Origin of the sequence: Schaalia odontolytica (assembly GCF_009730335.1) — a bacterium.
Classification (GTDB): Bacteria; Actinomycetota; Actinomycetes; order Actinomycetales; family Actinomycetaceae; genus Pauljensenia; species Pauljensenia dentiphila.
Map to the genome: position 1 here is coordinate 1,676,368 of NZ_CP046315.1, position 21,189 is coordinate 1,697,556.

At 65.4% G+C, this 21,189-nt stretch carries 22 protein-coding genes; 2 read left to right on the top strand and 20 right to left on the bottom strand.

Translation table 11 applies throughout. The features are described 5' to 3' along the window. Positions 1-23: 23 nt before the first annotated feature. From FOC40_RS07305 to FOC40_RS07390, 20 genes are all read right to left on the bottom strand, one after another. Positions 24-953: a F0F1 ATP synthase subunit gamma gene (locus FOC40_RS07305; protein WP_003795128.1), complete on the bottom strand. Its 930-nt coding sequence runs from the start codon at positions 951-953 to the stop codon at positions 24-26. A 3-nt stretch (positions 954-956) separates the two neighbouring features. After that, positions 957-2,594 carry a F0F1 ATP synthase subunit alpha gene (atpA, locus tag FOC40_RS07310; RefSeq protein ID WP_003792929.1) on the bottom strand — a complete coding sequence of 546 codons (1,638 nt, stop codon included), beginning with the start codon at positions 2,592-2,594 and terminating at the stop codon, positions 957-959. 47 nt (positions 2,595-2,641) lie between these two features. Next, on the bottom strand, positions 2,642-3,460 hold the full coding sequence (locus FOC40_RS07315; protein ID WP_003795126.1) for a F0F1 ATP synthase subunit delta: 819 nt from the start codon (positions 3,458-3,460) through the stop codon (positions 2,642-2,644). Next, positions 3,457-4,017 carry a F0F1 ATP synthase subunit B gene (gene atpF / locus FOC40_RS07320; RefSeq protein ID WP_007589435.1) on the bottom strand — a complete coding sequence of 187 codons (561 nt, stop codon included), beginning with the start codon at positions 4,015-4,017 and terminating at the stop codon, positions 3,457-3,459. The genes FOC40_RS07315 and atpF overlap by 4 nt, the downstream gene beginning before the upstream one ends. Before the next feature lie 5 nt (positions 4,018-4,022). After that, positions 4,023-4,232 carry an ATP synthase F0 subunit C gene (gene atpE, locus FOC40_RS07325; protein WP_003792932.1) on the bottom strand — a complete coding sequence of 70 codons (210 nt, stop codon included), beginning with the start codon at positions 4,230-4,232 and terminating at the stop codon, positions 4,023-4,025. Positions 4,233-4,273: 41 nt separating this feature from the next. Next, positions 4,274-5,164, bottom strand: coding sequence for a F0F1 ATP synthase subunit A (gene atpB, locus FOC40_RS07330; protein WP_196773345.1), 891 nt, complete (start codon positions 5,162-5,164; stop codon positions 4,274-4,276). An 82-nt stretch (positions 5,165-5,246) separates the two neighbouring features. Then, the gene (locus tag FOC40_RS07335; protein WP_003795121.1) at positions 5,247-5,540 is read right to left on the bottom strand and encodes a hypothetical protein; all 294 of its coding nucleotides are present in this window, start codon (positions 5,538-5,540) and stop codon (positions 5,247-5,249) included. Continuing rightward, entirely contained in the window at positions 5,537-6,643 is a 1,107-nt protein-coding gene (locus tag FOC40_RS07340; protein ID WP_003795119.1) for an MraY family glycosyltransferase, read from the bottom strand. The genes FOC40_RS07335 and FOC40_RS07340 overlap by 4 nt, the downstream gene beginning before the upstream one ends. Continuing rightward, on the bottom strand, positions 6,640-7,314 hold the full coding sequence (locus tag FOC40_RS07345) for an L-threonylcarbamoyladenylate synthase (protein WP_003792936.1): 675 nt from the start codon (positions 7,312-7,314) through the stop codon (positions 6,640-6,642). Before FOC40_RS07345 ends, FOC40_RS07340 begins: the two co-directional genes overlap by 4 nt. Further along, positions 7,311-8,222 carry a N5-glutamine methyltransferase family protein gene (locus FOC40_RS07350; RefSeq protein ID WP_003795117.1) on the bottom strand — a complete coding sequence of 304 codons (912 nt, stop codon included), beginning with the start codon at positions 8,220-8,222 and terminating at the stop codon, positions 7,311-7,313. The genes FOC40_RS07345 and FOC40_RS07350 overlap by 4 nt, the downstream gene beginning before the upstream one ends. Continuing rightward, positions 8,219-9,313 carry a peptide chain release factor 1 gene (prfA, locus tag FOC40_RS07355; protein ID WP_003795115.1) on the bottom strand — a complete coding sequence of 365 codons (1,095 nt, stop codon included), beginning with the start codon at positions 9,311-9,313 and terminating at the stop codon, positions 8,219-8,221. The genes FOC40_RS07350 and prfA overlap by 4 nt, the downstream gene beginning before the upstream one ends. A 94-nt stretch (positions 9,314-9,407) precedes the next feature. After that, entirely contained in the window at positions 9,408-9,629 is a 222-nt protein-coding gene (gene rpmE / locus FOC40_RS07360) for a 50S ribosomal protein L31 (protein WP_007589405.1), read from the bottom strand. Between the two features lie 230 nt (positions 9,630-9,859). Beyond that, entirely contained in the window at positions 9,860-10,564 is a 705-nt protein-coding gene (locus tag FOC40_RS10700; protein ID WP_003795113.1) for a hypothetical protein, read from the bottom strand. Continuing rightward, positions 10,561-10,986, bottom strand: coding sequence for a hypothetical protein (locus tag FOC40_RS10705; protein ID WP_003795111.1), 426 nt, complete (start codon positions 10,984-10,986; stop codon positions 10,561-10,563). The genes FOC40_RS10700 and FOC40_RS10705 overlap by 4 nt, the downstream gene beginning before the upstream one ends. 108 nt (positions 10,987-11,094) lie before the next feature. Beyond that, positions 11,095-12,438 carry a DUF5129 domain-containing protein gene (locus tag FOC40_RS07370; protein WP_003795109.1) on the bottom strand — a complete coding sequence of 448 codons (1,344 nt, stop codon included), beginning with the start codon at positions 12,436-12,438 and terminating at the stop codon, positions 11,095-11,097. Continuing rightward, positions 12,408-12,758: a hypothetical protein gene (locus tag FOC40_RS10710; RefSeq protein ID WP_039929344.1), complete on the bottom strand. Its 351-nt coding sequence runs from the start codon at positions 12,756-12,758 to the stop codon at positions 12,408-12,410. Before FOC40_RS10710 ends, FOC40_RS07370 begins: the two co-directional genes overlap by 31 nt. An 88-nt stretch (positions 12,759-12,846) precedes the next feature. After that, the gene (locus FOC40_RS07375; RefSeq protein ID WP_231125987.1) at positions 12,847-13,842 is read right to left on the bottom strand and encodes a DUF5129 domain-containing protein; all 996 of its coding nucleotides are present in this window, start codon (positions 13,840-13,842) and stop codon (positions 12,847-12,849) included. Between the two features lie 284 nt (positions 13,843-14,126). Next, on the bottom strand, positions 14,127-15,977 hold the full coding sequence (rho, locus tag FOC40_RS07380; protein ID WP_003795102.1) for a transcription termination factor Rho: 1,851 nt from the start codon (positions 15,975-15,977) through the stop codon (positions 14,127-14,129). A gap of 100 nt (positions 15,978-16,077) precedes the next feature. Further along, positions 16,078-17,028, bottom strand: a complete 951-nt coding sequence (gene thrB, locus FOC40_RS07385; RefSeq protein ID WP_196773346.1) for a homoserine kinase — start codon at positions 17,026-17,028, stop codon at positions 16,078-16,080. 1 nt (position 17,029) lies between these two features. Next, positions 17,030-18,337 (bottom strand): homoserine dehydrogenase, encoded by a 1,308-nt coding sequence (locus FOC40_RS07390; RefSeq protein ID WP_003795098.1) that lies wholly within the window; start codon positions 18,335-18,337, stop codon positions 17,030-17,032. 274 nt (positions 18,338-18,611) lie between these two features. Here FOC40_RS07390 and pflB point away from each other — a divergent pair, with 274 nt between their 5' ends. Beyond that, complete coding sequence (gene pflB, locus FOC40_RS07395; protein ID WP_003795092.1) at positions 18,612-20,717, top strand: formate C-acetyltransferase; 2,106 nt, start codon at positions 18,612-18,614, stop codon at positions 20,715-20,717. 122 nt (positions 20,718-20,839) lie between these two features. Further along, positions 20,840-21,091, top strand: a complete 252-nt coding sequence (grcA2, locus tag FOC40_RS07400) for an autonomous glycyl radical cofactor GrcA2 (protein ID WP_003792950.1) — start codon at positions 20,840-20,842, stop codon at positions 21,089-21,091. Positions 21,092-21,189: the final 98 nt, after the last annotated feature.

Sequence of the window (21,189 nt, forward strand, 5' to 3'; positions counted from 1 at the left end):
TGTTACTCCGTGTCTCGAAGGGCTTAGCTCGCGTTAAGAGCGTCGGCCCCGCCCACGATTTCGGTGATTTCCTGGGTAATTTCCGCCTGGCGGGCCGAGTTCGCCAGACGCGTGTACTTGGTGATGAGCTCGTTCGCGTTGTCCGTCGCGGTATGCATGGCGCGCTGGCGCGATGCAAGCTCGGACGCTGCCGACTGAAGGAGCACGTTGTGGATACGCGCCTCCACGTACAGGGGAAGAAGCGTGTCCAGAACAGCTTCCGCAGACGGAATGAACTCGTACTCCGGCTGGGCCGAGGACAGATCGTCCGCGAAGCCGCGTTCGGTGGCACGCTCCTCGTCCGATTCGGGGGCATCCACAACCGTCAGCGGCAGCATCTGGCGCACCTCGGGAACCTGGCTCATGACGGTCTTGAAGCGCGTGTACACGAGGTGCAGGGCACCGACACCCGTATCGGGGTCCTTATCCAAGAAACGTTCGAGCAAGACGTTCGCCATCTCGCGCGCGGTCTCGGGAGACGGAGAATCCGACTCCCCTTCCCACTCGCGTTCGATGTCAACGCCGCGGAAGCGGAAGTACGCCGAGGCCCTGCGACCGAAGGTGTAGAGAACGGGCTCGTAGCCGTCCTCCCGCAGGTCCGCGATGAGCTTTTCCGATTCGCGCAGGATGGTCGCCGAGTAGGCTCCGGCCATACCGCGATCCGATGCCACGACCAGGATGGCCACGCGATTGGTGTCTTCGCGTTCCTCGGTCAGCGGGTGGTCAAGGTCCGTGTGGACCGCGACCGCCGCGACCGCCTGGGTCAGGGCCTTTTCGTAAGGCCCCGCCTCGGTGGCAGCGCGCCGCGCCGCACCAATGCGAGACGCAGCGATCATCTCCATGGCGCGGAAGACCTTCGCGAGCGTCGTCGTCGAGGCGATACGCTGCTTGTAGATCCTCTGCTGTCCACCCATCGCTTAGGCCTTCTCGCTCGTGCGACCGCGCGAGATTTCCTCGCGGGTACGCTCAGCCACGACCTCGCCGTCCTCGAGTCCGGCGGCACCACGTCCGGCACTGATCCACTGGTGGTGGAACTCCTCGACGGCGTTCTTGAGCGCCTCCTCCGTCTCGGAGGTCAGGTCGCCGGTCGCCGCGATCGTGTCGAGCACGGTCGAGTTCGCGTGGAGGTAGTCGAGCAGGCCGCGCTCGAAGCGCAGAACGTCCTCGACCTCGATGTCATCGAGGTAGCCCTTGGTGCCCATCCAGATCGAGGCGACCTGGTCTTCCATCGCGTAAGGTGTGGACTGAGGCTGCTTGAGCAGCTCCATGAGGCGCTCACCGCGGGTCAGCTGACGACGAGTCGCCGCATCCAGGTCGGAAGCGAACATCGCGAAGGCAGCCATCGAGCGGTACTGCGCGAGCGTCAGCTTGAGCGTACCGGCGACCTTCTTCATGGCCTTGGGCTGGGCCGCGCCACCAACACGGGACACGGAGATACCCACGTCGACGGCGGGACGCTGGTTCGAGTTGAACAGATCGGACTGCAGGAAGATCTGGCCGTCGGTGATCGAAATGACGTTGGTCGGAATGTAGGCCGACACGTCGTTCGCCTTGGTCTCGATGATCGGCAGGCCGGTCATCGAACCGCCACCCAGCGCATCCGAGAGCTTCGCGCAACGCTCCAGCAGGCGGGAGTGCAAGTAGAAGACGTCGCCAGGGTAGGCTTCGCGGCCCGGCGGGCGACGCAGCAGCAGCGACACCGCACGGTAGGCCTCGGCCTGCTTGGAAAGGTCGTCGAAGACGATGAGGACGTGCTTGCCCTGGTACATCCAGTGCTGGCCGATGGCCGAACCCGTGTAGGGGGCCATGTACTTGTAGCCGGCGGGATCCGAGGCCGGGGAAGCCACGATGGTCGTGTACTCCATGGCGCCAGCATCCTCGAGCGTGGAGCGCACCGATGCGATGGTCGAACCCTTCTGGCCGATCGCCACGTAGATGCAACGCACCTGCTTGTTCGGGTCGCCGCTCTTCCAGTTCTCGCGCTGGTTGAGGATCGTGTCGAGGGCAATCGCGGTCTTACCGGTCTTGCGGTCGCCGATGATGAGCTGACGCTGGCCGCGGCCAACCGGGATCATCGAGTCGATGGCCTTCAGGCCGGTCGCGAGGGGCTCGTGGACGCTCTTACGCGCCATAACACCGGGGGCCTGCAGCTCGAGCGCGCGGCGCCCGTCCAGATCCGTAATCTCGCCGAGGCCGTCGATCGGGCGGCCGAGCGGGTCGACCGTGCGGCCCAGGTAGCCGTCACCGACGGGAACCGAGAGAACCTCGCCCGTGCGGTGCACGACCTGGCCCTCTTCGATGCCGCCGAAGTCACCGAGGACAACGGCGCCGATCTCGCGCTGGTCGAGGTTCATGGCCAGGCCCAGCGTCCCGTCCTCGAAACGCAGCAGCTCGTTCGCCATGGTGCCGGGCAGGCCCTCGACGTGCGCGATACCATCGGCCGTTTCGATGACGTGACCCACCTCTTCGGTGGCCACGTCCGCCGGACGGTAGGACTCCATAAAGGAGTCCAGTGCTCCGCGGATTTCCTCCGGGGAGATGCTGAGGTCAGCCATGAGGATTCCTAACTAGGTAAAAGAAATTAATGTGTGTACGAGAAGTGCTAGCTGGCGATCGCGTCGCGCGCTGCACTGATGCGGCTGGCCAACGAGGCGTCGATCGCGGTCATGCCCGCGCGCAGACGGAAGCCGCCCACGACCTCGGGATCAATCGAGATCGCCAGGTCAACGTCCGTGCCGTAGCGCTTCGAGAGGATGGAACGAAGGCGCTCGACCTGAGCCTCGCTCATCAGGGTGGCCGTGGCCACCGTGACGAAGAGGCGGTCCTGCATGGTCGCTGCCCACTGGGCGTAGCGGCGCAGGTTGTGCAGCAGACGACCGTGGTTCGAGCGTCCGACCGCCCGACGCACGAGACGCATCGTCCAGATACTGATGTGCTCGCCGAAGAGCTTCGACGCGACATCTCCACGCTCGTGTGCGTCACCCTTGGATGTATCCGACAGGCGTACGCGGACCTCGCGCTGGTGTGCCAGGAAGTAGCGCACCTGGAACAGCTCCTCACGGACCTGTTCGAGAGCTCCCTGGGCACCGGCGGCATTGAGCACGCCGAGGATGCCGAGCACCTCAAGCGTGTCCGCCACATCCGCAGGATGACGCCAGTGGTCGGCGACGACCGCATTCACGACGGACAGCGCCGCAGCCGTCACGTGCGAAGCGAACGCGCTGGAAGCGAGCCCCTGCTTATCTGCGACCGACCGCGCCGGGTCGGTCGCTGCACGCGCGAGACGAGTGTTCTCCTTGAACAGGTCGGCCAGGCCGAAAAAATCCTCGGCAACCCGCATTGGGTCGGTGCCGGGCGTGGCCAGGGCCGCCGCCAGCTCCTTCGCAAAGGGGACGGACTCGATCGTGCGCATCTGTGTCATCGCTTCTCCTCGACCCGGGCGCTGTCGGCCTCGAGCTCGTCAAGGAAGCGATCGACCACGCGAGAAGTCAGCGCCGTGTCGGTGAGGTGTTCACCGATGATCTTCTCTGCCAGCTCGGAGGCGAGCAGACCCACCTCGGAGCGCAGGGAGATCTGCGCAGCCTGCTTCTCGGCAAGGATCTGACGCTCGGAGGCCTCGAGAATACGGTTGGCCTCGCTGGTTGCCTCGTGGCGGGCAGCGGCCACAATGGCCTTGGCTTCGTCGTTGGCGCGCTCACGGATGGTGTGCGCTTCAGCGTGAGCCTCGCGAATGATCTCCTCGCGCTTGAGCGCAGCGGCCGCCTGATCGGCCTTTGCTTGCTCGGCGGCGCCGAGGCCCTCCTCGATCTTCGCGGCGCGCTCGTCCATCGTCTTGTAGATGCGAGGCAGCGCGTAGCGTCCGACGAGGAGCAGGACGATAAGCAGAACGAGAGCCGACCAGAAAATCTCGTACAGCGGCGGCAGGATGACGGCGAGGCCGCCGACCTCCTGGTCCGACGCGGCGACAATCTGGTGCATGGCGATCACTTAACGATGAGCGGCAGAACGAAGCCGATGAGGCCGAGGGCCTCGACCATACCGGCGCCGATGATCATGTTGGTGAAGAGACGGCCGGCAACCTCGGGCTGACGGGCGGTCGCTTCCTGGGTCTTGCCGACCATGAGGCCGATGCCGAGGCCGGGGCCCAGGGTGGCGAGGCCGTAGCCGATGTAGGCGAATGCTGCGGTTCCCATAGTGGTTTCCTTCTGTTAGTAACGCCGGGTGGCGTTGGGGGTCAGTGATGTTCGACGGAAAGCTTGATGTAGACGGTCGACAGGATCGTGAAAATGTATGCCTGCAGGAAGGCAACGAAGACCTCGAAGCCCGTCATGACAAACATGGCGGCACCGGTCAGCGCGGACGCAGCAGACAGGACGGAGAGCTCGTGGAGCAGAATCGCCGTTCCAAAGTAGGTCATACCCAGCAGGAGGTGGCCCGAGATCATGTTGCACAGAAGACGCAGGGTCAGCGTGACGGGGCGAACGATAAAGTTCGAGAGGAACTCGATGGGCGTGATCAGCAGGTACATGGGGACGGGCAGTCCCGGCGGGAAAAGCTGCGAGGAAAAGAAACCGCCGACGCCCTGCTTGGAGATACCCGCGCCGATGAAGGTCACGTACGTGATGAGAGCGAAGACCATCGGGACGGCGACGACTGACGAGGCCGCGATGTTGATGCCGGGAATGATGCCGGCGATGTTCATGGCGAGAACGCCGAAGAACAGGAATCCAATGAAGCCGGAGAACTTGCGGCCGGTCTTGGGGCCGAGCATGTCGAGAGCAACATTGTCGCGAATGTAACCGGCGATTGCCTCGACGGCCATCTGGCCGCGGCTCGGCACCAGCTGAGGCTTGCGCGCGACTGCGACGAGGATGAGCGAGACGAGTACGCCCATGATGACGCGGGCGAGAGTCAGTCGGTTGAACTCAAAGAACGTTCCCTCACCGAAAATCACGGTCGGGAAAAAGTCCTCGAGGGCCGGCTGGTGGGGGTGCTGCGTGAACGCAGGGTAAGCGGTGAGTGCGATGACGATGAGAAGGATCGCGAGGCTCACCCAATACCAACGCGGCTTGGACGCGGTGCGGCGAGCAGGCGCGTGATCGGACACTGAATGTGCCTCCTTCATCTCAACTCCATTGGTTTGTGTCTGCTGCCGGGGCAACTCATCCATTCTATACAGAGAAGGGGCCGCCTAGCGCGCGCAAGGGTTACTGAGTGTCGCTCGGCGCGTCCACGTTCATCGTGCGCTTGCGCATCATGACCATCATCTCGACGGTCGAGGACACGATAATCGCGATGATCGTGGCAAATGCGGCCACTTTCACGTCCATGCCCAGCGCGCGCGGAACGTACAGCCCGATGGCGAGCAGAGCGATCTTCGCCGCGTATCCACCGGTCACCCATCCGATGAAGTGGGAGGGCGATCGCAGGGCGCGCGACGTGAAGAACCACTGCGCCGCAACGATGACGACGACCATGGCGAGGGCGAGCACGTATGTCATGCGGAAACCTCCTCAGGAGTGGTCTCTTCCTTGGGGAATTCTCGGGTCGTGATGGCCACGCCGATAGCCGCAGCGGTAACTGCGACGAGAGCGACGCTCCACCACTCGAAGACGAGGAGGCCGACTGCGGGGACACAAACAATGGCGGTCCACATCCACAGGATCGCGACGACCCCGCGGTGAGAGTGCCCGGCAACGAGGAGACGGTCGTGGAAGTGAGAGCGGTCGGCAACGAAGGGGCTCTTCCCTCGGCTCATGCGGCGAATCGAGGTGACAACCAGGTCAAGGACGGGCATGAAGATGACCGACAGCGGGAGGATGAGCGGCAGCGCGGACACGATCATCTGCTGGCGACCGAGCAGCGACGGATCGATCTTGCCGGTGACGATGATGCCGGCGGCGGCCAGGACGAGGCCCATCGTCTCCGCTCCCCCGCCCATCATGATCGAGGAGGGGTGGAAGTTGAACCAGAGGAAGCCGGCGCACACCCCGAGCAGCGCAATCACGATGAGGCTGGCAGTCGTCGCGTAGGAGGCCGCGCCCATGAGCCGGGTGATGATGTAGGAGTAGACGAAGAAGGATCCGGCGCCGATCGCAATCATGCCGGATGCCAAGCCGTCGAGCCCGTCGATGAAGTTAACGGCGTTCATGATGCCGACGATGAAGAAGACGGAGACGAAGAGCCACAGTCGGGAGGATCCGAGCGTCAGGCCGAAAATCGGGAAGGAGGCCAGCTGCACGCCGCCAAAAGCCATGCCACCCGCGATGAGGACCTGCCCACCGAGCTTGGCCATCCAGTCGAGTTCGATGATGTCATCGATGATGCCGAGGATGCACATGGCACCGGCGCCGGCCATGACGGCCCACGGGACCGTCGTCGTAAAGAGTGGCGCCATGTAGGGGATCCGCGAGGCAAGCAGCATGGTGACGATCAATGCGATGGTCATCGCGACGCCGCCCAGGCGCGGGATGGGCTTCTTTTGCAGGTCGCGTCCGCGCAGGGGCGGCAAGATATTGAACTGCAGGCACGCCCAGCGCACGGCCGGCGTCAGCAGGATCGTCAGGGCCATCGCGATGGCGCCCAGCAGCAGGTAGACCTTCACGAAGCGGCCCCTTCGACGGGGGCGATGGGCACGCCAGCGGCTGCACTGAGGTCATCCAGGGAGATGGTCCCAAAGCGGAGCACGCGGGGAGTCTCGTGTGCGAAGTCAACGATCGACGAGGCCGTGGAACCCTGGGTGGGACCACCGTCGAGGTAGGCGGACACTCTGGTTCCGAAGTATCCGACGGCCTGCTCAACCGAGGTCGCAGGGGGCTGACCGGTCAGGTTCGCGGAGGTGACGGCCATCGGTCCGAAGTCGTGCAAGAGGCGCAGGAGGGCCGCCTGGTTCGGCATGCGCACGCCGATGGTGCCGCCGGTTTCACCCAGATCCCACCCGAGGTCGGGGCGGGCACGCAGGATGAGGGTGAGTCCGCCGGGCCAGAAGGCGCGCGCAAGAGCACGGGCGGCCTCGGGGATATCGACGCACAGCAAGTCGATCGCGTCGACGGACGCGACGAGCACGGGCGGCGGCATCTGCCGTCCGCGGCCCTTGGCGGCCAGGACGGCGGCGACGGCCTCGGGGTTGGCTGCGTCCGCGCCGATGCCATAGACTGTGTCCGTGGGTACGACGAGGAGATGGCCGTCGCGCAGCTCCCGCTGGGCGCGCGCCAGGTCGGCCTCGCTCAGCGAAGGAACGGCGCTCAGGATCGTCTCTGTACTCATCGTGTTCATTGTGTCACGGATGCAGTGGGCTTCGTCGATTCGGGCGCGCGGGCGCTCAGGAAACGACGCCTGCCAGCCAGGTCGGGCAGGGTTGCGATGTCCGTCATTCCGAGCTGCGCGGCAATCGCGACCATGGCTTCTTCCTGCGAGGGCGAGTGCTCCATCAGCAGGACACCACCGGGACGTAGGAGGGTGAGCGCGCGACGCGCGACGCGCGCGGGGATCTCGGTCCCATCCGGGCTGCCCCCGTACAGGGCGACGTGCGGATCAGCGCTGGCCTCGGGCTGCGTGGGCATCTCGTCGGCGGGCACGTAGGGCGGATTCGTCACGACGACGTCGACCATGCCGTCCAGGTGCGCGAGCGTTGCCGGATCCGTCGCGTCGCCTCGCTCCAAGTGCAGGCAGGGAACGCCCACAGCATCGCGGTTCTGGCAGGCCAGGGCGAAGGGCTCGGCTTCCTTCTCGACGGCCCACACCTCCGTGCAGGTGGTCTCGGTAGCCACCGCCAGCCCGATCGCGCCGGAGCCGGCGCACAGGTCGACGACGCGAGCCTCACCATGGCGGGCGACGACCGCCATCGCCTCGTCAATCGCGAGGCCGGCAAGAACCTCGGTCTCCGGGCGCACGACGAACACACCGGGGCGGGCGGCCAGGGTCAAACCACGGAAGAACATGCGACCCGTGATGTGCTGAAGAGGAATGCGCAGGGCCCTCTCCCCCACCGCCGAACGCAGTTTCTCAGCCTGGTCCTCGTTCAGCTCCGCCGGCAGGTCCCACTGGGACGAAGCGTCACACGCCCACTCGAGCAGCTCACGTAAGTCCGCATCAACGGAGTCGATCCCGGCCTCCGTCAGACGTTCGCGTGCCCACGCACGCGCGTCCGTGATGGACCACGTCCCCATGTCTCCTCCAATCATGACTGAGCGGCGGCAGCCAGGCGCTCAGCCTCATCAGCTTCCTGCAGCGAAGCGATCACTGCATCGAGCGCGCCGGACAGGACCGCGTCCAGGTTGTGAGCCTTGAAGCCCGTGCGGTGATCCGCGATGCGGTTCTCCGGGAAGTTATAGGTGCGGATGCGCTCCGAGCGATCCACGGTGCGCACCTGGGACAAACGCTGGGCCGAGGCCTCGGCTTCCTTCTTTGCCCTCGCCTCGGCGGCCAGGCGCGAGGCCAGCACACGCAGCGCGGCCTCCTTGTTCTGCAGCTGCGACTTCTCATTCTGCATCGACACGACGATACCCGAGGGAATGTGCGTGATACGCACGGCGGAGTCGGTCGTATTGACCGATTGGCCACCGGGACCGCTGGACCGGTAGACGTCGATACGCAGATCGTTCGGGTCGATGACGATCTCCTCGTCGTCCTCGATCTCCGGCATGACGAAGACACCGGCGGCGCTCGTGTGAATACGGCCCTGCGACTCGGTGACGGGCACGCGCTGCACGCGGTGCACGCCACCCTCGTACTTCAGGTGCGCCCACACGCCCTCGTCGGGAGCGGGCGTGCCCTTCGCGCGGATCGCGAGCGTGATGTCCTTAAAACCACCGAGCTCCGTGTGGGTCGCGCTCATCTCGGTGACGCTCCAGCCGTGCGCCTCCGCGTAACGGGCGTACATGCGGGCCAGATCGGACGCGAACAGCGCGGATTCTTCGCCGCCCTCACCCGCCTTGATCTCAAGGATGACATCCATCGCATCCTCGGGGTCGCGGGGAGCCAGAATCTTCACGAGCGCCTCGTGGGCGGCCGCTTCCTCTTCCTCGAGGGCGGGAATCTCATCGGCGAAGGAGCGATCTTCGGCGGCCAGCTCTCGGGCGGCCTCAAGGTCTCCCGAGGCGGAGGCGAGCCTATCGGCGGCGGCCTTCACGCGGCCAAGCTCGGCGTAGCGTCGGCCGACTCGGCGCATCAGCTGCGGGTCCGCCAGCGTCTGGGGATCCGCCATCTGCGCCTCGACCTGCTCGTATTCCTGCAGCAGGGGGCCCAGGGCACCGAGTTCATCCGTCGCGGCCACGATTCACCACTTCCTTCGTTCCATACAGTTGACAAAGCGGCGGCGCCGTCGGCCGTAAGGCCAACGACACCGCCGTTGAGCTAGCCGCTCACCCTCACTTGGAGGGGCGCACGCGCTTGCCGTAGCGAGCCTCGAACTTGGCGACGCGGCCGCCGGTGTCGAGGATCTTCTGCTTGCCCGTGTAGAACGGGTGGCAGGCCGAGCACACGTCCACGCGCATCTCACCGGAGGTGATGGTGGAACGGGTGTGGAACGAGTTGCCGCACGTGCAGGTCACGACGGTGTCCACGTATTCGGGGTGAATACCCTGCTTCATGGAGTTTCTCCTGGATCGTTTGGTGCCCCGGGTCCGGACATGCAGCGTCCCCCGCATCTGGCGGGGACTCACCTTCCAGCGCGCCACAAGCGCCTGGGGCATGCCGGTGAACCGGTAAGCCGACACGACATTATCGCACACGCCCCCGCCCCCTTCAACGAGGGAAGGCCCCCACGGGCGTGACATCGGCTATGGGCGGACGCGAGGCTCGCGCCAGTGCCTCCACGGAGCTAGAGGCGGGGGCGGAGCGCGGCACTCAGGGTGTGCGCCCGCGAGGAGCCGTACCGCGAGGTTCCGTCCCACACGAGGTAGCGATGGAGGTACGCGGGAGGCACGTAGAGCTCCGCGCCAAACGCCTTGAAGCGCGCGGTGGAATGGGCCGCGCTCCCCTTGAGGTCGATACCCGCGCTGTTTGCGGTCAGGCGGATCGCCTGGGCGGGGTTGTAGGTGTACGTCACGCCGGCGATCCGGTATGCGCCGAGGTAGCGGGTCTCGTTAGTGCGCAGCTTCTCCCCCGCACCCTTCCTCCAGCGCTTGTAGCGCCTCTGCCCAATCATGGACGTGTCAGCGCCGAGAGCTGCCTCGACGAGGTGCACGAGGTGCACTCTGGCCTCGTCAGCGATCCGATCGAGCTGCGTGAGTGCCTCGGCGGAATCAATCTGCGCGCGCTCAAGGCTCGTCCCCAGGTCGTTGACGGCCAGGCGCTGTTCATCGAGCCACAGCACGAGGGAGGCAGCCATGCTCAGGACCATCGGGGCCATGCTTCGGCTCTGGACAGTTTCCGTGATCGTCTCGATGACGGTTAGATCCTCGCACACCGGACCCAGCTCGTTCTCCCATACCGTGCGCCAGGTGGGAGTCAGTGCGAAGAGATCGCACGCGACCATCATTGCGACGTGCGCATCCATCAGGCCGTGGACATCCTCGACGCTCATCTCCGCTTCCGAGCCGTTGCGCCGCTCAGCGACGCGACGAACGGAATCGAAGCCGCAGCGGCAATACGAGCACGCAGGTTCTCGCACTCGGCCCGAGCGGCCTCGAGGCGCGCGGCCAGACCGCGGTCGTAGCGCCCGGCCACGAGGAGTGGAAGAAAGGCGCGCTCGACCTCCAGGTGGCGCTTCTCGAGCGCATCCCATTCCTGGATGGCCTTGCCAACATTCTCACGGGCGAGGCCGCGCAGCATCCACCCGCGCACCCAGAGGCCAACGCCCGCGAGCGTCGCCACCCACACGTACCAGGTGGGCCACAGGACAGTATGAGTCGCATCGACGGACACGGCGATGCCGAGCCACACGGGGGCCACCACAATGAGGGTCAGCCCCGCCAGGAGTCGCGCACAGCCACGCACACTGCGCATAACCGAACGAGGATGCTGGGGTACATGACTCATCGTTTCCGTTGCCTGTGACGTCATTCCTCCACCCTGGCACGAATAGCCCTCGGTCGCCCGGTATCCGGACGAGGGTCAGAAGGACGAGGAGGACCCAGAGCCCGAGAAACCGTCCGAGGACGAACCGTAGTCCGCTGAACTGGTCGAGGAGCTGGACGGGCCGTAGTCCACGTAGCGGTCGAGATACGTCGGGTACGCCCAGACGGACACGTTGTTCGCTTGGAAACGACCGGACTTCTCCGCAGCCTTGCCCGTCAGGCGAACACCCGCAGAGTTCGCGGTCAAGCGGATCGTCGAGGCGGGGTTGTGCTCATGGAGATCCCCGCTACTCAAGTACGTGCCCTTGTAGAGCACATCGCTGGCACTGACGGTACCGCCGCTGTTCCTCTCCCAGTGCTCGTAGCGCTGACGGCCCGACGAGGAGGTGTCGGCGACGAGTGCCTGTCCGATGAGTTTGGTGAGGCGCGCCCGGGACTCGTCAGCGATTCGATCCAGCTCATTGAGAGCCTGAACCGGAGTGATGTCCGCGTACTCCAGACTGACTCCGAGTCCGACGATGATGTCCCGCTGCTCGTTCGTCCAGCGGTTAAAGGCCTCCACCGCATTCCTCACTTGATGTTTCTTGACGCGGTTGCGCACCTTGACCGAGATGGAATCAGCCGCCGACAGGTCTTCGAAGACCTGTCCCACCTCGTTATCCCACAGGTCGCGCCACCCTGGTGCCAGCGCAAAAAAGTCGCGCGCGGCAAAGATCGCATCATCGGCGGCCGACAGCAGCTCGATATCTTCGAGCAGTTCCTCTCGCTCGCTGGCCGCACCGGCGCTGAGAGATCCGAAGAACCCTGGGGACTTCACAACGGCGACGCGCTCGCTCACCTTCTTGCGCTCCTGGTGAGCGCACCCGTAGCGCGCGGTCAGCCCCTTGCTGTAGTGCCCCGCATCGACGATAGAGTGGAAAGCACGATCCACCTCCGAGCGACGCCCCTCCATCTCTTTCCACGCCTCGGCAATACGTTCGGAACTGTCTCGTACCGTCCGGCGCAGGCTATGCCCGCGCAGGAGGATGCCGATGCCCGTAAGCGAGACCAGCCATCCCGTCCAGTGGGGCCAGACGACTCTGTTCTTAATGCTGTAGCCTGCCTCGTTCGGAATACATGCGGCCGCCTTCGTGGCGGCCGCGATCATCCCCTGGCTCCAGCGGCCAGCACGGAAGTCATCCTTCGCGGCGTCCTGGATCTCCTCTTGAACAGACAGCAAGGGGGCAATGTCCTCGCCGAAGTACGTCCCTACCTTGCGGTGGGTGGGCGACGCCGACAGGATCAGGTAGCCGTCGGCCCACTTGTACCCATTGGGTGAGATCCACTCCTGGTGCCGCGCCCGCGCGTACTTCAGCGTGGCCTCGTCAAGGTTGTCGTCCACAAGGTCATCCGTCGACAAGATGACGAGGTGGATGGGCGGGTGAACTTGACGTCACCGAGGGCGTCTGTCAGCGGACGACCATCGATCGGATCGAAGCTTCCCGTCTCGTCGTGCACCTCGACAGAAGGGGCAACAAGGTCGTTTGTCGGCACCGTGGGCCGGGTGTAGTCAACGAGCGCGGATACCAGCCACATGGGACCAACGATTGCCATGATGACGCCCAGCAGGATCCGTCCCATCCCCAGGGCGGAGCGCTTCACGTCTCGTGCCGTCATGTGGCCGCGTCCCTCGTTAGCCGATTCGGTGCTCGCAGAAGTCATGCATCCACTGTGTCACGGTCAGACCTCATGCGCGCCGGCTGAGCACTCTGACGTCCGCGGAGACGAGAATGAGATGTCACCTGATCCCTCAGGTCGACACGGAGCCGCCGCCTGCTTCGTCCACATCGTCGCTCAGATATTGATCGAGATACATCGGCAGCAGATAGACGGACGAGCCGGTGGCCGTCAGGACACCGGTAGCTGGCGCCGGCAGTCCTTCCAGGTCGACGCCCGCGGAGTTTGCGGTCAGTCGAATCGTGGCCGCCGGGTTGTACTCGATGTCAGTGTCCGCGTCCTGGCTCCAATAGGCCGCGTCGTACTCCGCGTTCGCCGCGGTGAGCCTGATGCCCACGCTCTTCCATCGCGCGTAGCGGTGCCGTCCCTGCGCCGAGGCATCGGTTGCGAGAGTTTCCTCGATGAGCTCCGCGGTGCGCGCTCGCGCCTCGTTGGTGATCCGGTCGAGTTCTTCGAGGGCCTGAGCGGGGGCGATCTGCCCACCCTCAAGGCGTGTCCCAAGTTCGTTCACCGAGTCCTTGTCATCCCCCACGCAGTCCCTGAAAGCCTCAATTTCCATCAGGATTCGCGGGTCCGTGTTGACACTTTCGAGGGTGTCTGCGACGTCGTCGAGTATGTCCAGGTCTTCGATGATCGGGCCAACCTCCGTCTTCCACACGTCACGCCAGCCGGGCGCGAAGGCGAAGAAGTCGCGCGCAGCCATGATCGCGGCATCCGCGTCTGCCAGGCGTTCCATCCGCGCAAGGATCTCATCCCCCTCGCCCGCCGATGCTTCGCTGAGCGACGCGAAGAAACCCGGAGGCCTGTGCTCAGCGATCCGAGCGCCAACCTTGATGCGTTCGGCTCGGGCACACTCGTGGCGCGCCGTCAATCCGATCGCGTAGTGCCCCACGCCGACGAGCGTGGAAAACACGCGCTCAACCTCTGCCCGCTGGCTCTCCAAGGCCGCCCACTTCTCGGCGATCTCCGCCATCTTCTGACGCCCGGAGCGCCGCAGACCGGCGCCGCGCCACAGCACTCCGATTCCGCACAGCGCCATGACCCAGCTGGTCCAATTCGGCCAGCCCACAGCCTCCCCATCCCGTGATGGGCCTGGTCATAGATGGCGATGGCCAACTGAAGGGGAGCCACCAGCAAGAGAAATAGACCAAGAACGAGGCGCAGAAATCCGCGCACAGCACTGCAGGACCTGCGCGATAACTCCCGTGTCGCCTGCGCATTGATCGAACTCGGCGCCATGTTCACCATGCCCCAAGTCTGACACAGCCCATCATCAGTTGTCCGGTACGAGGCGCGTACCGACAAGAAGCGGGGCGAGTGGCTCTCGCCACTCGCCCCGCTCTCACCCGTCGATCACTCGGAGGGCGTCGTCTTCTGGATGAGCATGAGGAACTCAGCGTTGGACTGGGTTTCCTTGAGCTTGTCGAGGACCAGCTCGAGGCCCTGCTGCTGGTCGAGGGTGCCCAGAACGCGGCGGAGCCTCCACATGATGCGCAGCTCCTCGGGCTTGAAGAGCAGCTCCTCGCGACGGGTGCCCGACGCGTTGAGATCGATTGCGGGGAAGATGCGGCGCTCGGCGAGCTGACGCGACAGGCGCAGCTCCATGTTGCCGGTGCCCTTGAACTCCTCGAAGATGACCTCGTCCATCTTCGAACCCGTCTCCACCAGGGCGGAGGCGATGATCGTCAGCGAGCCACCCTCGGAGATGTTGCGGGCGGCGCCGAAGAACTTCTTGGGCGGGTACAGCGCGGACGCGTCGACGCCACCGGAGAGGATGCGGCCCGAGGCGGGCGCAGCCAGGTTGTAGGCGCGCGACAGACGCGTGAGCGAGTCGAGGAGGACGACGACGTCCTGGCCCAGCTCGACGAGGCGCTTGGCGCGCTCGATCGCGAGCTCGGCGACGGTCGTGTGGTCCGATGCGGGACGGTCGAAGGTGGAGGCGATGACCTCACCCTTGACGATCGAGCGCATGTCGGTGACCTCTTCGGGGCGCTCGTCCACCAGGACGACCATGAGGTGCACCTCGGGGTTGTTCAGCTCAATGGCCTTGGCCATCTGCTGGATAACCATCGTCTTACCGGCCTTGGGCGGGGAGACGATGAGGCCACGCTGGCCCTTGCCGACGGGGGCGACCAGGTCGATGACGCGCGGCGTGTAGGCCTTGGGAGAGGTCTCCATGCGCAGCTGCTCGGAGGGGTAGACCGGGGTCAGCTTGCCGAACTCGCGGCGCGCCTGTGCCTGCTCGATGGTCATGCCGTTGACGGAGTCAACGCGCACGAGGGCGTTGTACTTCTGGCGCTGACGCTCGCCCTCGCGGGGCAGGCGCACGGCACCGGCGACCGCGTCACCGGCGCGCAGGCCCCAGCGGCGCACGTTGCCGAGCGTCACGTAGACGTCGTTCGGGCCGGGCAGATAGCCGGAGGTACGCACGAAGGCGTGGTTCTCCTGGATGTCGAGGATGCCGGCGATCGGCGCGAGGTTGTCCTCGCCGCCGCGCGCGGGGCGGGCTTCACGGTTCTCACGCCCCTCGCCGCGGTTCTCGCGATTCTCACGACCCTCGCCACGGTTCTCACGGTTCTCGCGGTCGCGACGACCACGGCGGCCGCGCTCACGGCGGGGGCGACGCGCCTCGGTGTCATCGCCGTCGGGTAGCTCGATGTTCAGGACGGTCTCGACGACGGTCGTGTCGGGCTCGGGAGTGGGCTCGGTGCGCTCGGCGGCCGGCAGGGGCAGGTCGAGGGTGACGTGCGCGGGCTCGACGGCGCCCTGGCTCACCGCGCGGCGGCGGCGAGAGCGTCGCGGAGCCTCGGCCGGCGCATCGGAGGCAGAAGCCTGCTCAACCGACTTTTCGGCGGCCGGCTTCTCAGACTTGTCAGCCTTCTTCTCGGACGAGGCAGCGGCTTCCTTGCGGGGAGCCTTTTCCTGCGGGGTCGAGGCGCCGGCGCCGTTGCTCAGCAGCTCGATCAGCTGGGACTTACGAAGCTGGGAGATGCCCTTGAGGCCGCGGGAGGCGGCCAGAGCCTTCAGCTCAGGCAGCTTCATCGCCGACAGCGACGCGGTCGTCTCGGCGGAGGTTTCGTTGCTCACGAAGTGATCCTTACTGGAATGCGCCCACAGCGGGCGAGGTGATTGCTCAAGCACATGAAAAAGCTTGATCAGGAAGATGCGCAAAAGAGGCACATCGCGAAGGCCGAAGTCGAACATTCGTCTCGACCTGAAAAAAATATAGCAAGACCGCCAGCCCGCTGTCGATCGGACAGCACGGCTGGCGGTGCTTGCGCAGAAACTCACAGCGCGTAAACGCTCAGAATTCCACCTTCGAGAGGCTTCCGCGGGTGATCTGCGCACCCTGGGGGGCCACCCCCATCGGGACGACTCGCCACCCGGCAGCCGCGGCATCCCGGCGGATGTCGGCGCCGACGGACTCCAGGGAGAGGACCGTCGGGCCCGCGCCGGAGACGACGGCGGCAAAGCCAGCGCCGCGCAGCCAATCGACGAGGGCGAGGGAGGGTTCCATCGCGGCCCGACGCTGCTCCTGATGCAGGCGATCGCGCGTGGCCTCCATGAGGAGTGCGTGCAGGTCCGCTCCTCCGCCCGCCTGTGCATTGCCCGAGAGCACGGCGGCCAGCAGAGCGCCGCGAGCAACGTTGAAGCTCGCGTCGCCGTGGGGCACGGTCGCGGGCAGCGCGGCACGCGCGGCGGCGGTACGCAGCTCGAAGTCGGGGATGAAGGCGACCGGGCTAATGCCCTCGGGTGGAGTCAGGCGAACGCTGCCAACCTCGGATGTCTCGTCATTCATCCACGACACGGTCGCGCCGCCGAAGACGGCGGGAGCCACGTTGTCAGGGTGCCCCTCCATCTGCGAGCCAATCGCGAGGATCTCCCGGCGGCCGAGCACGTCGGCGTCACCGATGAGGGCACGCGCCAGCGTCACGCCGGCGACGATCGCGCTCGCAGAGGAACCCAGGCCTCGGGAATGGGGGATGCGATTCGTGCAGTGCATACGCACGCCAACCTGGGGCGCGCCGACGCGGTCGAGCGCGAGGCGCAGGGCGCGCACGACGAGGTTGTCCTCGCCCTGCTCAACGTTTCCGGCTCCCTCGCCCTCAACGACGACCGAGGTCGCCCCCGTCGTCGCGTGGACCGAGACCTCGTCCCACAGGTCGAGAGCCAGACCCATGGAGTCGAATCCGGGACCGAGGTTCGCGCTGGTCGCGGGAACCTTCACCGCGACGAAGTCATCACGCAGGCGCACGTCACTCACCCTCAACGCGGATCGTGGAGGTCACCTCGCGCACCGCGTCGGAGACGGACAACGCACGTGCGACGGCGCGCAGGTCGGCCTCGCGGGCGCGGTGGCTGGTCACGACGATGACGCAGGCGCCGGGCACCTCGTCGTTGCGCTGGTGCACGGACTGGATCGAGACGCCGTGGCGGGCGAAGATTCCGGCAACGTCGGACAGGACGCCGAGGCGGTCCTCGACCTTGAGGCGGATCTGGTAGCGCGTGTGCGTCGAGCCGGGATCGAGGATCGGCAGGTGAGCGTAGACCGACTCACGCGGGGCATGCCCGCCGAAGGCGCGGTGGTGCGCCGCAGCGACGAGGTCGGACAGAACAGCCGAGGCCGTGGGAGCGCCGCCCGCTCCCTGGCCGTAGAACATGAGACGACCCGCGGCCTCGCCCTCAACGAGGATCGCGTTGAAAGCGCCGTCGACGGAAGCGAGCGGGTGATCGGAGGGGACCTGGGCGGGGTGGACGCGCATGGCGACGCCCTCGCGACCGTCCTCGCCGATGCGACGCTCGGCAATAGCCAGGAGCTTGATGGTGTGGCCGACGCGAGCGGCCTCCTCCATGTCTTCCTTGGTGATGCTGGAGATACCCTCGACGGCGACGTCGTCAATGCCGACGCGCGTGTGGAAGGCCAGGGAGGCCAGGATGGAGCACTTGGCGGCGGCGTCGAAACCCTCGACGTCGGCGGTGGGGTCGGCCTCGGCGAAACCAAGGTCCTGCGCCTGCTTGAGAGCATCCTCGTAGCTCAGCCCCTTGGTGCTCATCGCGTCCAGGATGAAGTTCGTCGTGCCGTTGACGATGCCCATGACGGTCGTGATGCGGTCGCCGGCGAGGGACTCGCGCAGGCCGTACACGACGGGGACGGCACCCGCGACGGCCGCCTCGTAGTAGAGGTCGGCACCGTTGGACGCGGCGGCCTTGTACAGCTCGGGACCGTGGGCGGCCAGGAGCGCCTTGTTGCCGGTGACGACCGAGATGCCCTGGTTGAGGGCGCGCAGCACGAGGGTGCGCGCGGGCTCAATACCGCCGATCAGCTCGACGACGAGATCCATGTTGTCGATCGCCTCGGCCGGGTCGGTCGTCAGCAGCTCGCGGTCGATCGGAGCGTCACGCGGGGCATCCACATTGCGGACGAGGACGCGGCGCACCTCCATCTCCGCGCCCGAGCGAGCGGCGAAATCCTCGCGGCTCGACTGAAGAATGCGAATGACCTGGCTACCGACGGTTCCGGCTCCAAGAACGCCAACTCCGAGGACAGGACGGGGTGCAGACATAGGATTTTTTCTCCTTTGTGGGACGGGCACTGATACCAGTGTAGGCGGTCAAAGCCCCTCCCCTCTCTTAAGGACCTTGGTCCCACAATTTGACCTACAGAGACTTTCGGCCCATATCCTGAGACACAGAACATAGACTGCCGGTCGATATGGGTTGTCGAGACCCCCCAAACCGTAGGACAATGGGCCTAAGCGTTGGAATCCGACGCACATGGAGCTTCGCTCCGAACATACCGTCCCCACAACGGGATACGGACATCCGAGAAGAGGAAGAATGACGACAGCAGACCAGAAGGCCTGGGAAGGTTTCGTAAAGGGTAACTGGTGCGATGAAATCGACGTTCGTGATTTCATCCAGCTGAACTACACCCCCTACGAGGGCGACGCCTCGTTCCTGGCAGGGCCGACCGAGAAGACCCTGCGCGTGTGGAACACTCTCGAAGAGAAGTACCTCTCCGAAGAGCGCAAGGTGCGCATCCTCGACATCGACACGGACACCCCCGCCGACATTGACGCCTTCAAGCCGGGCTACATCTGCGAGGACGACAACGTGATCGTCGGCCTGCAGACCGACGCCCCCCTCAAGCGCGCGATGATGCCGAACGGCGGCTGGCGCATGGTCGAGACGGCCATCCACGAGGCCGGCATGGAGTACAACCCCGAGGTGAAGAAGATCTTCACCAAGTACCGCAAGACCCACAACGATGCGGTCTTCGATATCTACACGCCGCGTATTCGTGCTGCTCGTTCCTCCCACATCATCACCGGTCTGCCGGACGCCTACGGCCGCGGTCGCATCATCGGCGACTACCGCCGCGTGGCCCTCTACGGCGTTGACCACCTCATCGCCGAGAAGGAAAAGGACAAGGATCGTTACGCGAACGAGCCCTTCTCCGAGCACTGGGCGCGCTACCGCGAGGAGCACTCCGAGCAGATCAAGGCCCTCAAGAAGCTGAAGAACCTGGCGCAGTCCTACGGCTACGATATCTCCGGCCCGGCCACCAACGCGCACGAGGCCGTGCAGTGGACCTACTTCGGCTACCTGGCCTCCGTGAAGTCCCAGGACGGCGCCGCCATGTCGATCGGCCGCCTGTCCGGCTTCTTCGATGTCTACTTCGAACGCGATCTGAAGAACGGCACGCTGGATGAGTCCGGCGCCCAGGAGATCATCGACGCCCTCGTCATCAAGCTGCGTATCACCCGCTTCCTGCGCACCATCGCCTACGACCAGATCTTCTCGGGCGACCCCTACTGGGCCACCTGGTCGGACGCCGGCTTCGGCGACGACGGCCGTACGCTGGTCACCAAGACCTCGTTCCGTCTGCTCCAGACGCTGGTCAACCTCGGCCCGGCCCCCGAGCCGAACATCACCATCTTCTGGGACGAGAACCTGCCCCGCGGCTACAAGGAGTTCTGCGCCCTCATCTCGATCGACACCTCGTCGATCCAGTACGAGTCCGATCCGCAGATCCGCGCCCACTGGGGCGACGACGCCGCCATCGCATGCTGCGTCTCCCCCATGAAGGTCGGCAAGCAGATGCAGTTCTTCGGCGCGCGTGTGAACGCCGCCAAGGCCCTGCTCTACGCCATCAACGGTGGCCGCGACGAGATGAGCGGCAAGCAGGTCATGGAAGGCTACGAGCCCGTCCAGGGTGACGGCCCGCTCGACTTCGATGACGTGTGGAAGCGCTACGAGGAGATGCTGGACTGGGTCGTTGGCACCTACGTCGAGGCCCTCAACATCATCCACTACTGCCACGACCGCTACGCCTACGAGTCCATCGAGATGGCGCTGCACGACTCCGAGATCATTCGCACCATGGGCTGCGGCATCGCCGGTCTGTCCATCGTTGCCGACTCGCTGGCCGCCATCAAGTACGCGAAGGTCTACCCGATCCGCGACGAGACCGGCCTGGTCGTCGACTACCGCACCGAGGGCGACTTCCCGACCTACGGCAACGACGATGACCGCGCCGACGACATCGCCGCGACCGTCGTCCACACCGTCATGGACAAGATCCGCGCCATCCCCATGTACCGCGACGCGATCCCGACCCAGTCGGTCCTGACGATCACCTCGAACGTCGTCTACGGCAAGGCCACCGGCTCCTTCCCGTCGGGCCACCAGAAGGGCACCCCCTTCGCCCCCGGCGCGAACCCGGAGAACGGCATCGACACGCACGGCATGGTCGCTTCCATGCTGTCGGTCGGCAAGCTGGACTACAACGACGCGCTTGACGGCATCTCGCTGACGAACACGATCACCCCGCAGGGCCTGGGCCGCTCCAAGGAAGAGCAGATCCAGAACCTGGTCGGCATCCTCGACGCCGGCTTCGTTCCGGACGATTCCTGCGCCTACGACGGCACCAAGGGCTACTGATCCACCATCGGCGGGGATCGATGGCCACCCGTGTTGATCCCCGCCACCCACCACTCGTGGGTGAGCCGCACCGCGACCCACCCAAGCCGGCACCGCCGGAATCTCACAAAAGGAGAAATGTTATGGCAACCAAGACCTACGAAGAGCGCCTCGCCGACATGAAGGCCGCCCGCGAAGAGCGCGGCGACAAGGAAGGCCTGTACCACGCGAATATCAACGTTCTCGAGGAGTCCACGCTGAAGGACGCCATGGAGCACCCCGAGAAGTACCCGAACCTGACCGTTCGCGTTTCCGGCTACGCCGTTAACTTCGTCAAGCTCACCCGTGAGCAGCAGCTGGACGTTCTGTCCCGCACCTTCCACCACTCGGCCTGATAGCTGATTGGAGTGGGGCGTCGGGCAACGCTCGGCGTCCCACTACTATGTCTGCCCACGTCGGCGCGCACCGCTGACGCCGCCCGGCCTCGTTCCCA